The organism is Eubacterium sp. 1001713B170207_170306_E7, from assembly GCF_015547515.1.
Taxonomy (GTDB): domain Bacteria; phylum Bacillota; class Clostridia; order Eubacteriales; family Eubacteriaceae; genus Eubacterium.
On the sequence record NZ_JADMVE010000003.1, the window covers coordinates 103,369 to 117,731 of the forward strand.

General features: G+C 47.3%; 13 protein-coding genes. All 13 read left to right on the forward strand.

Translation table 11 applies throughout. The features are described from left to right. The first annotated feature begins 4 nt into the window (after positions 1-4). Entirely contained in the window at positions 5-1,267 is a 1,263-nt protein-coding gene (gene leuC, locus I2B62_RS08490; RefSeq protein ID WP_195268542.1) for a 3-isopropylmalate dehydratase large subunit, read from the forward strand. A 16-nt stretch (positions 1,268-1,283) separates the two neighbouring features. Continuing rightward, positions 1,284-1,775 carry a 3-isopropylmalate dehydratase small subunit gene (leuD, locus tag I2B62_RS08495; RefSeq protein ID WP_195268543.1) on the forward strand — a complete coding sequence of 164 codons (492 nt, stop codon included), beginning with the start codon at positions 1,284-1,286 and terminating at the stop codon, positions 1,773-1,775. Positions 1,776-1,856: 81 nt separating this feature from the next. Further along, entirely contained in the window at positions 1,857-2,918 is a 1,062-nt protein-coding gene (gene leuB / locus I2B62_RS08500; RefSeq protein WP_195268544.1) for a 3-isopropylmalate dehydrogenase, read from the forward strand. Positions 2,919-2,936: 18 nt separating this feature from the next. Beyond that, entirely contained in the window at positions 2,937-4,595 is a 1,659-nt protein-coding gene (ilvD, locus tag I2B62_RS08505; RefSeq protein ID WP_195268545.1) for a dihydroxy-acid dehydratase, read from the forward strand. Positions 4,596-4,695: 100 nt separating this feature from the next. Beyond that, positions 4,696-6,363 (forward strand): biosynthetic-type acetolactate synthase large subunit, encoded by a 1,668-nt coding sequence (gene ilvB, locus I2B62_RS08510; protein WP_195268546.1) that lies wholly within the window; start codon positions 4,696-4,698, stop codon positions 6,361-6,363. Between the two features lie 180 nt (positions 6,364-6,543). Next, entirely contained in the window at positions 6,544-7,278 is a 735-nt protein-coding gene (locus I2B62_RS08515; protein ID WP_347707802.1) for a flavin reductase, read from the forward strand. Between the two features lie 119 nt (positions 7,279-7,397). Then, a complete protein-coding gene (locus tag I2B62_RS08520; protein ID WP_195268548.1) occupies positions 7,398-8,810 on the forward strand; it encodes an MATE family efflux transporter in 1,413 nt (470 codons plus the stop codon). A 14-nt stretch (positions 8,811-8,824) separates the two neighbouring features. Further along, positions 8,825-9,466, forward strand: coding sequence for a cytidylate kinase-like family protein (locus I2B62_RS08525; protein WP_195268549.1), 642 nt, complete (start codon positions 8,825-8,827; stop codon positions 9,464-9,466). Between the two features lie 364 nt (positions 9,467-9,830). After that, the gene (locus tag I2B62_RS08530) at positions 9,831-10,667 is read left to right on the forward strand and encodes a phosphate ABC transporter substrate-binding protein (RefSeq protein WP_195268550.1); all 837 of its coding nucleotides are present in this window, start codon (positions 9,831-9,833) and stop codon (positions 10,665-10,667) included. Between the two features lie 48 nt (positions 10,668-10,715). Then, positions 10,716-11,597 (forward strand): phosphate ABC transporter permease subunit PstC, encoded by an 882-nt coding sequence (gene pstC, locus I2B62_RS08535; RefSeq protein WP_195268551.1) that lies wholly within the window; start codon positions 10,716-10,718, stop codon positions 11,595-11,597. A gap of 5 nt (positions 11,598-11,602) precedes the next feature. Next, positions 11,603-12,808, forward strand: a complete 1,206-nt coding sequence (gene pstA, locus I2B62_RS20795; protein WP_195268552.1) for a phosphate ABC transporter permease PstA — start codon at positions 11,603-11,605, stop codon at positions 12,806-12,808. An 11-nt stretch (positions 12,809-12,819) separates the two neighbouring features. Beyond that, a complete protein-coding gene (gene pstB, locus I2B62_RS08545) occupies positions 12,820-13,581 on the forward strand; it encodes a phosphate ABC transporter ATP-binding protein PstB (RefSeq protein WP_195268553.1) in 762 nt (253 codons plus the stop codon). Between the two features lie 14 nt (positions 13,582-13,595). After that, complete coding sequence (phoU, locus tag I2B62_RS08550) at positions 13,596-14,273, forward strand: phosphate signaling complex protein PhoU (RefSeq protein ID WP_195268554.1); 678 nt, start codon at positions 13,596-13,598, stop codon at positions 14,271-14,273. The last annotated feature ends 90 nt before the right edge of the window (positions 14,274-14,363 follow it).

Here is a 14,363-nt window from a genome sequence, read left to right on the forward strand (position 1 = left end):
CATTTTGGGTATGACAATGACTCAGAAAATATTGGCGGCACATGCCGGTCTGGAATCCGTAAAACCGGGTGATTTGATCATGGCAGACCTGGACCTGGTGTTGGGGAACGACATTACCTCACCGGTAGCCATCAATGTTTTTAAAAATATTAACAAGGAAACGGTTTTTGATAAGGATAAGGTCGCTCTGGTTCCAGACCATTTTGCGCCAAACAAGGATATTAAGGCTGCTGAGCAGTGCAAGCAGGTTCGCTGCTTCGCCTGTGAACAGGATGTCACCAACTACTTTGAAATCGGTGAGATGGGCGTAGAACACGCACTGCTGCCGGAAAAAGGACTGGTGGTTGCTGGCGACGTGGTGATCGGGGCAGATTCCCATACCTGTACCTATGGCGCTTTGGGCGCCTTCTCGACTGGTGTTGGCTCGACGGATATGGCAGTTGGTATGGCGACAGGCAAAGCATGGTTTAAAGTGCCGCCTGCAATCAAGTTTAATCTGACCGGCGCTTTTAAAGAAGGCGTTTCAGGGAAAGACCTGATTCTTCACATTATCGGTATGATCGGTGTGGACGGAGCACTTTATAAATCAATGGAATTTGCGGGAGAGGGCGTATCAAATCTGACCATGGATGACCGCTTTACCATTGCGAATATGGCCATTGAAGCCGGGGGCAAGAATGGCATTTTCCCGGTTGACGATAAAACCATCGAATACATGAAGGCCCATTCTACCAAGGAATACAAAACCTTTGAAGCCGACGCGGATGCCGAATATGACACGGTATACGACATTAATCTGGCAGAGATCAAATCCACAGTGGCTTTCCCGCATTTGCCGGAAAACACGAAAACCGTTGACGAAATCACCGAACCGGTTAAGATTGACCAGGTCGTTATTGGTTCCTGTACCAATGGCCGCTTTTCGGATTTTAAAAAAGCCGCGGATCTGATGCGCGGTAAGCATGTTGCCAAGGGAATCCGTGTTTTGATTATTCCGGCAACTCAGCAGATTTATCTGGATTGTATGGAAGCAGGTTATTTGAAAGACTTTATTGAAGCTGGCGCGACGGTTAGCACCCCAACCTGCGGACCATGTCTGGGCGGACATATGGGGATTCTGGCAGCGGGTGAGCGTTGTGTTTCCACAACAAACCGTAACTTTGTCGGACGTATGGGCCACGTGGATTCAGAAGTCTATCTGGCAAGCCCAGAGGTTGCAGCAGCGTCTGCCATCTTAGGCCGTATTGCCGGACCGGAAGAATTATAAGAAGGAGGAACGCACAATGAAAGCAAAAGGAAAAGTATTTAAATATGGCAACAATGTTGACACCGACGTTATTATACCGGCAAGATACCTGAACACCAGCGATCCTCTTGAATTAGCAGAGCACTGTATGGAGGATATTGACAAGGATTTTGTCAAACGCGTGGAAGATGGTGATATCATCGTCGCGGATGATAATTTTGGCTGCGGCTCCTCGAGAGAGCATGCCCCCATCGCAATCAAGGCCTCAGGTGTATCCTGCGTCATTGCCAATAGCTTTGCGCGTATTTTTTACCGCAATGCCATCAATATCGGACTGCCGATTCTGGAATGTCCGGAAGCGGTAGCGGCCATCGAAGCAGGCGACGAAGTAGAAGTGGATTTTGACTCTGGCGTTATCACTGACGTGACCAAAGGACAGAGCTTCCAGGGACAGGCTTTCCCCGAATTTATGCAGAAATTAATCGCGGCGGGCGGTCTGGTAAATTACGTCAACGAAAATCTCATTTAGTTTCATCACGACAGGCTGGAGCTTTCAAAGCGCTCAGCCTGTTCTTTGAAAATTTTGAGCAGATACGAAGGAGAAAAACCAATGAATTTTAAAATAGCAGTTATTAAAGGGGACGGAATTGGTCCTGAAATCGTAGAAGCCAGCATGAAGGTGCTGGACAAAATCGGTGAAAAATACAGCCACACTTTTGATTATACGGAAGTTCTGGCAGGAGGAGCGGCCATTGATGCCTGCGACACACCGCTGCCGCAGGAAACAGTGGACATCTGTAAAGCCAGCGACGCTGTACTGTTAGGCGCGCTCGGCGGTCCTAAATGGGACAACCTGCCAGGGGATAAACGTCCGGAGGCCGGCCTTTTAGGAATCCGCAAGGCGTTGGGTTTGTTTGCAAATTTACGGCCCGCCATGCTTTTTGAGGAGCTGAGAGACGCTTCTCCATTGAAATCTGAAATTATTGGCGATGGTCTGGACGTTCTGGTGGTGCGTGAGCTGACAGGTGACGTCTATTTTGGAGAAAAGAAAAAAGACGGCGATTTTGGGGCTTCGGACTTAATGAATTACACGCGTCCAGAGGTGGAAAGAATTGCCCGCGTGGCCTTTGACAGTGCGAGAAAACGCGGCGGAAAAGTGACCAGCGTGGATAAGGCAAATGTCCTTGAAACCTCTCGCTTCTGGCGTTCGGTTGTCCTCGAAATTGCCAAGGAATACCCGGACGTTGAGCTGGACCACTTATATGTTGATAATGCGGCGATGCAGCTTGTTATCAACCCGCATCAGTTTGATGTCATTTTAACTGGAAATCTTTTTGGGGATATTTTATCTGATGAAGCCAGCATGCTTACCGGTTCTATCGGTATGCTGCCCTCTGCCAGCCTTGGCGAAGGCAAGTTTGGTATGTATGAGCCGATCCACGGCTCTGCGCCTGATATTGCAGGCCAGGATAAGGCTAACCCGATCGCCACAGTGCTGTCTGTTGCGATGATGCTGCGCTATTCCTTAGGACTTGCGGACGAAGCGAATAATATCGAAGAAGCGGTGAAAAAAACGCTTGCCCAGGGGTACCGCACTGGTGATATTGCCAGTGAAAATACCAATGTAATTGGTTGTGTGGAAATGGGCGAAAAAATTATTTCTAATTTATAATCGATAAGGAGAAAAATTATGCGTAGTGATTCCGTAAAATCAGGAATGCAGAATGTGCCGAAACGGGCGCTTCTGAGAGCGCTTGGTTTGACAGAAGAAGAAATGACAAGACCTTTAGTCGGTGTTGTCAATTCTTTTAACGAAGTGGTCCCGGGTCATATGAATCTCGATAAAATTACAGAAGCGGTAAAGGCCGGTGTACGTCTGGCCGGCGGGGTTCCTTTGGAATTTCCGGCCATCGCTGTTTGTGACGGGATCGCCATGGGCCATCAGGGTATGAAGTATTCCCTGGTTACCCGTGACTTGATCGCCGACTCAACCGAAGCCATGGCGATGGCCCACGCCTTTGATGCCATGGTTATGATTCCGAACTGTGATAAGAACGTACCAGGCCTCTTGATGGCCGCTGCCCGCCTTAATCTTCCGACGATTTTTGTGAGCGGGGGTCCAATGCTGGCTGGACGTGTGGGAGATCTGAGAACAAGCTTTTCCAGTATGTCTGAAGCTGTCGGATCATATACGGCTGGAAAAATGTCCAAGGAAACCCTGGAAGAATATGAATGTAACACCTGCCCGACCTGCGGCTCCTGCTCTGGGATGTACACCGCCAACAGTATGAATTGCCTGACCGAGGTTTTAGGAATGGGTCTGCGTGGCAATGGGACAGTTCCGGCTGTTTATTCCGAGCGTCTGCGCCTGGCCAAGCGTGCGGGTATGCAGGTTATGAAGCTGCTCGAAAAAGACATCCGTCCAAAGGATATTATGACAGAGGATGCGTTCAGAAATGCTCTGACAATGGATATGGCGTTGGGATGCAGTACGAATTCGATGCTTCACCTGCCAGCGGTCGCCCATGAATGTGGCGTAGACCTGAATCTGGAAATTGCCAATGAGATTAGCGAAAAAACCCCGAACCTGTGCCATCTGGCGCCAGCAGGCCATACTTATGTCGAAGATCTGAACGCTGCCGGTGGAATCTATGCGGTTATGGGTGAAATTAATAAGCTCAGCCTTTTAAAAACAGATTTAATGACGGTTACAGGCAAAACTGTAGGCGAAAATATCGAGGGTGTTCAGAACCTGAATCCTGAGGTGATCCGTCCAGTGGAGAACCCTTACAGCAAAACAGGCGGAATTGCTGTGCTGAAGGGCAGCCTGGCGCCGGACACCTGTGTGGTTAAGCAGTCTGCCGTTGTGCCGGAAATGCTTAAGCACGAGGGGCCTGCCAGAGTGTTTGAAAGCGAGGAGGCGGCCCAGGAAGCCATCAATAATGACCAGATTAATGCTGGCGATGTCGTGGTTATCCGCTATGAAGGACCAAAGGGCGGCCCGGGCATGCGGGAAATGCTGAATCCGACCTCGGCGATTATGGGAAGAGGGCTCGGCAGCTCGGTTGCGCTGATCACTGATGGCCGTTTCAGCGGCGCCACCAGAGGCGCCTGCGTCGGCCATGTTTCCCCCGAAGCTGCTGCCGGTGGACCAATCGCGTTTGTAGAGGAAGGCGACATCATCGCCATTGATATTCCAAACCGCAGCATCGAGCTGAAGGTCAGCGAGGAAGAACTGGCTAAGCGCAAGGAATGCTGGACACCAAAAGAACCGGATATTAAAACCGGATATCTGGCCCGTTACGCAAAGCTCGTTTCTTCTGCAAATAAGGGAGCCATTTTAGAATAGTCAAGTTAGCACCTGCTGTGAAAATCATACTGCCGGTATTGCTTGCCGGCAGTATGATGAATTTATAGCGGCTGTTAACGAGAGAATAGAGGAGAGAACTATGAAAAAAGCAGAAAAATTATTAGGATCAGAGATTGTCGTGCGCTGTCTCGAGGAACTGGGGGTTGAACACGTTTTCTCTTTTCCGGGCGGCGTTGTCATTCCACTTTTTGATGCTTTCTACCGGATGGATCATACGATTACCCAGATAGAACCTTGTCATGAGCAAAATGGCGTGCATGCTGCTGATGGCTATGCGCGTGTCAGCGGGAAAGTGGGCGTGGCGATTACCACATCCGGTCCGGGAGCCACCAACGCCATCACCGGGATCGCCAATGCTTATCTGGACTCTGTGCCATTGGTGGTTTTTACCGGGCAGGTAGCCCAGTCGCTTTTGGGAAAGGATTCCTTCCAGGAAATTGATATTGTCAGTGTGACGATGCAGATTACAAAGCACAGCTTCCAGGTAAGGGACGTCTCGATGCTGGCGCCTTCTATCTATGAGGCGTTTAATATCGCCTCCACAGGCCGGCCGGGCCCTGTTGTCATTGACATTCCCAAAGACATTTTTATGACCGAAACAGAATATGTGCCTCTGAGTGATGAACGGAAGCCAGTTAATTATTTTCCAACGCCGAGCCGTGACGCGCTGGTTCGCTCCGCTGAGTTTATTAATCGCGCAGAGCGTCCCATGATCTACGCCGGCGGCGGTGTCTTAAAATCCGGCGCGAGTGAGGAGCTGGTCGCTTTTGCCGAAAAAGCAGGAATTCCAGTCGCCAATTCTTTGATGGGTCTGGGCTGTATCCCGAGAGATAATCCGCTTTCTCTGGGCTTTGTCGGGATGCATGGTTCTCAGGAGTGTAATCTGGCGGTCATTAATTGCGATACCCTGATCGCCATCGGGGCCCGTTTCAGCGACCGGGTTACCGGAAATATCAACGAATTCATGCGGGATAAAAAGATTATCCATATTGATATCGACCCGACAGAATTTGAAAAGAATATTCAGGTTAATGTGCATATCCAGGCAAACATTAAGGATGTACTGCCGGCGCTTTCCAAGCTGGTAGAGGAAAAGAAACACCCGGAATGGTATAAACAGATTGCGGAATGGCCGCTGCCTGAACCTCCGAAGGATGCGTACAATCCTAAGAATATGCTGGAGCACATCAACGATGTCTTTGATGATGCCTATGTTGTAACAGAGGTAGGCCAGCATCAGATGTGGGTAGGCCAGTATTGGCGGTTTAAGTTCCCGGGCCAGTACGTCACCTCTGGTGGACTTGGGACCATGGGCTTTGGCTTAGGTGCTGCGGTAGGCGTCCAGCTTGCCAAACCGGATAAGGATGTGATTCTGGTTGCCGGTGATGGCAGCTTCCGCATGAACTGTCAGGAGCTGATCACGGTGAAGCGCTATAATCTGCCCATCAAGATATTCCTGTTTGATAACCAGACGCTCGGTATGGTTCGCCAGTGGCAGAAGCTTTTTAATGAAAAGCGCTATGCCGAGACAGATTTAGACCAGGGCACAACGGATTATTTAAAACTGGCGGCTGCCAGCGGTATCAAGGGCTTTGAGGTTAATAGCCTTGAGGAGCTGGATGACGCGCTTGAAAAGATCAAAGACATGAAAGAGCCAGTACTTGTCCACTGTAATATTTCCAAGGAAGAGGGTGTATACCCTATGGTTCCTGCGGGAAAACCGATTGACGAAATTTACTATGAATAAACATAAGTAGCCTCATGCTTGAATGAGGCTCTTTTTTTGCGTGGAAAACCATGAGAATATTTCGTTAATTGTTTATAAAAAGTAAGAATGGGTATATAATGGAATTGACAAAGGTTGTTTTTTAAATTAAAATTATTCTAAAATGTTTTATAATTGAGAGTAGAAAATTAAAAGAAAGTGGTGAAAACTTTGAAAAAATGGAGATGCACAGTCTGCGGTTATATTCATGAAGGGGATACACCGCCGGAAGAATGCCCGATTTGCGGTGTGGGGCCGGACAAATTTGAATTAGTTGAGGAAGAAAAGCCTAAGAGATGGCGTTGTACGGTTTGCAATTACATTCATGAGGGCGATACACCGCCGGAGAAATGCCCAATCTGTGGTGTGGGTCCAGATAAGTTTGTGCTGGTGGAGGACGAGCCAGAGGATGGTCTTTCTAAAGAAGAAAAAGATATGCTGCAGGGCCTGCTGTTTAATTTGAGCTATGGCTTGTACATCATCTCATCCAAGGAGGGCGACAAAATTAACGGTATGACCTCCAACAGCTTTATCCAGATTACCGATACGCCGCTGCGCGGCAGTGTCTGCATTAATAAAGGAACCCGCACAGCTGAAATGATCGAAAAATCCGGCGTGTTTGGCGTTTCAGTCCTTGGCCAGAATAACCATGACCTGGTAACACATTTTGGTTTTCAGAGTGGACACACCGTAGACAAGTTTAAGAATGTATCTTACATCACAGGTGAAAAAACAGGTTGTCCTGGCCTGCCGGGTACCCTTTGCTTTATCGAGCTGGAGGTTGAAAAAGTGGTTGATCTCGGCACGCACAATATGTTTATCGGTAAGGTAGTTGGCGGTGAGGCTTTTCATAAAGCAGAACCGATGACCTACGCCTATTACCGGGCGACGCGCTAAAATAATTATAAATCCGCCATGCTGGCGGATTTTTTTTATTGACATTAAACCAGTTTAAATTTATAATTAGTTTCGTATGAAACTAATCGTTGGATATTTTTAACAAGAGAGGAGAGAGTATGTCGGAAGAAATGATTGAAAATCGGGACAGCTCGTATTTTGCGACTGAGCGTATTGGAAAGCTCATCGCCAAATTTGCGGTTCCCTGTGTTGTGTCAATGCTGGTAAATGCCCTTTATAATATTGTCGATCAGATATTTATCGGCCAGGGCGTGGGATATCTCGGGAATGCTGCTACAAATGTGGCCTTTCCCCTGGTGACTATTTCTTTGGCCATTGCGCTGCTCATCGGCGATGGCTGCGCGGCTTATTTCAGCTTAAAGCTGGGTCAGGGAAAAAATGAGGAGGCAGCCAGAGGTGTTGGCAATGCGATCTCAATGCTGACCTTGGCGGGAATTCTTTTTTTTGTGTTTGGGATGCTTTTATTAAAGCCGATGCTTCATTTGTTCGGTGCAACGGAAACTGTTTTTCCTTATGCTGAAGCTTATACACGCATTATTATTATCGGGCTTCCTTTTGTGCTGGTCGGTGCGGGGTTGAACTCTGTCGTTCGGGCAGACGGAAGTCCGCGGTTTTCCATGATCGCGATGATTGTGGGGGCGGTTATTAATACCATTCTGGACCCGATCTTTATTTTTATTTTTGGATGGGGTGTAGCGGGCGCCGCCTTTGCGACGATTCTGGGCCAGATCGCTACCTTTGTTATTACCATGTTTTATCTGGTGCGTTTCAAGAACATTACCTTAAAAAAGGAGTACTTGAAACTAAAGGGGAAAATCTGCAAAATGGTCTGCTCGCTCGGGATCTCGAGCTGTGTTAACCAGCTGGCCGTCACAGTGGTGGTGATTGTCACCAACAATGTGTTGGCGTACTATGGCGCAATGTCACCATATGGGGCTGAGATTCCTTTATCGGCCATTGGAATTGTTATGAAGGTAAACCAGATACTGATGTCAATTCTTATTGGTATCGGCGTGGGTTCACAGCCGATCATCGGTTATAATTATGGCGCACAGAATTATGAACGGGTGAAAAAAACCTTTTTTATGTCGGCGGGAATTGCCACGGTGTTCGCCTGTATCGGTTTTGTTTTATTTCAATTCTGCACACAGGGGATCGTTAATATCTTTGGGCAGGAGGACGCACTGTACAATGATTTTGCCCTCAGGACCTTCCGCGTGTTTCTGGCAGTTTGTTTTCTGAATGGTTTTCAGATGGTGACCTCGATATTTTTCCAGGCCATCGGCAAGCCGCTAAAGGCTACTTTGATTTCACTTTCAAGGCAGATTCTTTTCCTTTTGCCGTTGTTTGTTATTCTTCCTGCGTTTACAGGTGTCACCGGCGCTTTATACGCTGGTCCGATTGCGGATGCTATGGCTTTTCTACTTGCTTTGGTTTTGGTTATGTTTGAAATGAAACACTTGAATTTATTGGTAAAAACAGGTAAACTAGAGTTAGAAACCAATGAATAAAGGGGGAAGCAAACATGAGTGAACGTATTATTATAACCATTGCCCGCCAGTTTGGCAGCGGTGGAAGAAACATTGGAAAGAAGCTGGCAAAGGCACTGGATATTCCGTTTTACGATCAGGAGCTTATTGACGAGGGCGCTAAGGAAAGCGGGATTAATCCGGAAATGGTTAAGGACCTGGAAGAAACACCGACCAATTCTTTGTTGTACTCCATTGCGACCAGCTCATTCTTTGGTGCAGGACATTTTTCACCAACGGTTGAGCTGCCAATGACCGACCGTTTGTTTTTAGCCCAGTCTGACGTTATCCGGAAATTTGCCGCCGAAGGCTCCTGCGTGATTGTGGGGCGCTGTGCCAACTATGTTCTCAGGGATGACGAGGATACGGTGGATGTTTTTATTCACCGTGATTTTGAAGAGCGCGTGAATCAGGTATCTAAAATTTATGATTTGAATTTGAAAAAGTCAGAGGAAACCGTTAAGAAGATTGATAAAAGGCGGAGTAATTATTACAGCTATTATTCAGACAAAAAATGGGGTCAGGCCGATAATTATGACCTGTGCCTGAACAGCGGTGCTTTAGGCGAAGACAGCTGTGTGGATATTATCAAAGCCTTCATTGAAAAACGGAATATACGTAAAAGAGCAAGAGGTTAAAAACCTTTGCGCCCATTGGATTTTCCAATGGGCTTTTTTATTTTTTGGGTATAAAGGAAATATGGAGTCAAAACAAAAAAAGCTTTTATGAAAACGTGACATTTTAGAGCCTTAACCTGATCGTAATACGCCCTTAACATGGGTTCGCTATAATGAAGGAGTCCTGAAGAGAAAAATAAGAGCGTGATCAGACGAAGCGGGGCAGTCTTAAGGCAAAAAACACGTTATGACTGGCTGGAATATAAACGGTGCGATTTAACCTGATTTTAACATTGGTTTAACATTCTTTGCACGAATCTGGCGGCTTTCTTTGATATGATTACCATAATGTTAAATTTAGGTTAATCGTGAAGGAGAATGAATAATGAAAAAATCTTTGTCTTGGACGGCGGCATTGATGGTTTTAATCCTGCTGGCTTTTGCACTTTCCGGCTGCGGCAATGAGGAAACGCCCGTCGGTTTAAGTGAAATTTCGGGAGAAATTAATGGCGGTGGTTCCACCTCTGTTCAAAAAATTATCGACGCCGAAGGCGCGGAGTTTGGGGCCCTGCATCCAGCGGTAAAGTTTACCTACAGTGGGACAGGCTCATCCGACGGCATCAAAAACGCGGCGAATGGAACCTATTCCTTCGGCTGTGCCTCCAGAGAGCTCAAGGCGCCTGAACAGGAAGGCCTGACAGAGCTGATATTTGCCTATGACGGAATTGCGGTGATTGTCAATGATAAGAATCCTGTGGAAAACCTGACAAAGGATCAGATTAAAGGTATCTATACCGGGAAGATTACCAACTGGAAGGAAGTTGGCGGCGCGGACCGCCCCATCGCGGTGGTATCGAGAGAGGACGGCGCCGGAACGCGGACAGCGGTTGAAGAGCTTTTAGATTTTACGGAACAGCTGAAGCCCAGCGCTACGGTTAAGGAGGGCAACGGAAATGTCCAGTCTACGGTCGCGGCCAACCCCAATGCCATCGGCTATGTTTCCATCACCTTTGTTGACCGTTCGGTTAAGCCCCTGATGGTGGATGATGTGGAGGCAACCATGGACAATGTGTTAAATAAAAGCTATGGTCTGTCACGGCCATTTCTGGCGCTTTATAATGAAAAAAACATCACTCCACAGACCAGGGCCTTTCTCGACTTTATCATGACAGATGAAGGACAGACCATTGTGGAAAAAAATGGCGGAATCAGCGTGAGGTAGCATTCTGCTTTTTAAATAAAATTCTTTAAAGAAAGTGAGATCATTTACTTGGAAGAAAAGAAACAAACCAAAGTAGGCGAGAAAGTTGTTGAAAAGATTTTTTTACTTTGCGCCCTTGTATCGATCATCAGCGTCGTTACCATTACCATTTACGTATTTGTCAACGGGCTGCAGCCTTTTGTGAACGGCTCATACTCCTTCTGGAAGTTCATTTCCGGCACAGAATGGCGGCCCGGGTCCGATATGTATGGTGTTTTTTACATGATCGTCGGTTCAATTTACGCCACCTTGGGAGCCATTGTCATTGGCGTGCCTATCGCGCTGTTAACGGCGGTATTTATCTCTGAGCTGGCAGGTACGCGGATTGGAAAAATCGTCCGTTTCGCGGTTGAGCTGCTGGCCGGAATTCCCTCCGTGCTGTATGGTGTTTTTGGGCTTGGGATCATTGTCCCCTATGTGTTAAAAGTTTCTCCCATGGCTCAGGGTGAATCGCTCCTGGCGACGATCATTGTTTTAGCGGTCATGATCCTGCCAACCGTGGTCAGTATCTCCGAAACCTCCATATCCGCGGTTCCCGAAGCGTACCGTGAGGGTTCTTTGGCCCTTGGCGCGTCCAAGATTCAGACAATCTTCAAGGTGATTATCCCGGCGGCTAAATCGGGGATTATCACAGGCATTATTCTGGGGATCGGGCGGGCCATTGGGGAAACCATGGCAGTTATGCTGGTATGTGGTAACCCCATTGCGGGCATACCGACCAGCATTTTTGACCAGATAAGGCCGTTAACCACGAACATCGCCCTTGAGATGGGCTACGCCTCCGGTGTGCATCAGCAGCTTCTGTTCTCAACCGGTGTGGTTCTGTTTGTATTTATTATGATCATCAATTTTATTGTGAATAAATTTGTCGAATCGAAAATTGGAGGCTGAGGACCATGAGCAGAAAAGTAAAAGACAATTGCGTAAAAGGAATTATCTACGCGGCCACAGCCATTACACTGGGTATTTTGCTCTTTATTATTGGTTTTATCTTTGTCAAGGGAATCGGTATGGTGGACTGGAACTTTATCACCCGCGATTTTAACGATAAGGTGGGCTACCAGATAGCGGAAAAGAAAGAAGTGCCGCTCTCGATTAATAAGGCGGATCTTTTGGCAAAATCGGATTACTATAAAAAATATGAAACACCGGACGGCGAGCCGCTCTATATCGAGTCTCTGGGAGCCGCCATTATGAAGGTTGATTATTCAAAGCGAAACGACCAGCATAAGCAGGTGATTTTCAGTTATATTGAAAAAGACTCAAGCCTCAATACCACGAAGGACACCACCGGAAAGGGCACATCGGTTAAGACCGACTATGTGCTTGAAAGTGTGGACGGCACCGATGTGGAGGAGCTGTCGCTTCAGGAAATCGCCCAGCTGGTTGATGATGGCGGCAGTACGGTCAAGCTGAAGGTGGTCAATCCGGGGGGCGGTATTTTCAGCAATATTATCACGACATTGTACATGGTGTTTCTGTCGTTGATCATTGCGCTGCCGATTGGTATTTTGGCGGCCATTTACATGACCGAATACGCCAAGCCCGGACGGCTGGTCAATGCGATTCGGTTTGCGACCGAATGCCTGTCGGGGATTCCATCCATTATTTTCGGCCTCTTCGGCATGGCGTTTTTCGTGGTCGCCCTGAAATTTCAGATATCCTTACTGTCGGGGAGCTTAACGGTGGCAATCATTCTGCTTCCTGTAATCATACGAAGCACAGAGGAAGCGCTTAAAACTGTTCCGGTCAGCTACCGCGAGGGCTCGCTGGCTCTGGGAGCGACCAAGCTGCAGACGGTGTTCAGGGTGGTGCTGCCATCCGCAGTTCCCGGCATTGTCACCGCGGTGCTCCTGAGTATTGGCCGTGTGATCGGCGAATCTGCAGCGCTGCTGCTTACCGCCGGCACGGTTGCACAGATTCCGGGAACCCTGTTTTCACCGGGAAGCACATTGACGGTTCAGGCCTACTATGTGGCGAAAGAAGAAGGAAATATCGAACTGGCCTGCGCCATTGGTATTATCATTGTGTTGATTGTCATTGTATTGAATATTTTATCAAGACTGGCAGCGGACAAGCTGGATGTTGCCCATAAAAAATAGACGAGGTTAAAATGGATAAGAAGAAAAAATTTGATGTGAAGGATCTGGATTTGTACTATGGTGATTTTCAGGCCTTGAAAAAAATCAATATTGATATTTATGAAAATGAAGTAACCGCTTTTATTGGTCCGTCGGGCTGTGGCAAATCCACGTTTTTGCGCTGCCTGAACCGCATGAACGACCTTATCGATTCGGTTCGTATTGAGGGGACGCTGAATTTTGACGGCAAAAATATCTATGAAAAGAACACCGATGTCATTCAGCTCAGAACAAAGGTGGGCATGGTTTTTCAAAAGCCCAACCCGTTTCCGATGAGTATCTATGATAATATTGCCTATGGCCCGAAATGCCAGGGCTTGAAAGATAAGAAAAAACTTGATAAAATTGTACACGACAGTCTGGTGGCCGCGGCTCTGTGGGACGAGGTGAGCGACCGGCTTAACAAGTCTGCCTTGGGCCTTTCCGGCGGACAGCAGCAGCGTCTGTGTATCGCCCGGACCATTGCCATGCAGCCGGAGGTTATTTTGATGGATGAGCCTACCTCGGCCCTGGACCCGATCGCGACTTCAAAGATTGAAGACCTGATGGAGGAGCTTAAAAAGGAATATACCATCATCATCGTCACACACTCCATGCAGCAGGCCGCCAGAATTTCGGACAGAACGGCGTTCTTTCTGATGGGAGAAATTATTGAATATAATGAAACGAATACCATTTTCATGAATCCGGAAGATAAACGGACTGAAGATTATATTACCGGACGATTCGGTTGATAAAGGAGCAAACCATGAGAGAAGTTTACAATGAAGAATTAAAAACCATAAAAAATGAAATTCTATTAATGTCTTCCCAGGCAGAACGAATGCTGTCGGACTCGATTACAGCGCTGGAAGAACAGAATGTCAAGCTGGCCAGAAGCGTGATCAGCCGGGATGATATTGTGGATTTAAAGGAAATCCAGCTCCAGCAGATTGTCAGCGAGGTGATCGCAAGACAGCAGCCGGTCGCCGGAGATTTAAGAAGGCTTTCCTCCACCTATAAAATTATTACAAACCTTGAAAGAATCGCTGATCTGGCGGTAAATATCTGCCAGAAGGTGATCTGCCTGCGCAAGGAAGAATACTATAAAAAGCTCGATAATATTCCACAGATGGCAAAAATGGTCGAAGATCAGCTGAAAATGTGTATCCAGGCTTATATTGATGAGGATATCAGCAGAATGGACGATGTGATCCGTTATGAGGATGAGATCGACCGTCTGAACAATACGCTGCACAGCGATTGTATTGCAGAGATTAACAAAAATCCGGAAATGGCGCTTCAGGCCATGAGCTTTTCCTTTATCGGAAGCCATTTGGAAAGAATTGGCGATCATGCCACCAATATTTTTGAGACTGTGTATTTTATCGTTACCGGAAATTATATGGATTTTAATGACTTAAACACCCTTCCTGAGGACGAATAAGCCTCAGGCTTTGCTAAGACCATAAGACCAGTGCCGCTTCCCGCGCTGGTCTTTTTCTTATTTATGCAAAATAATCAAAGAATCTTGACG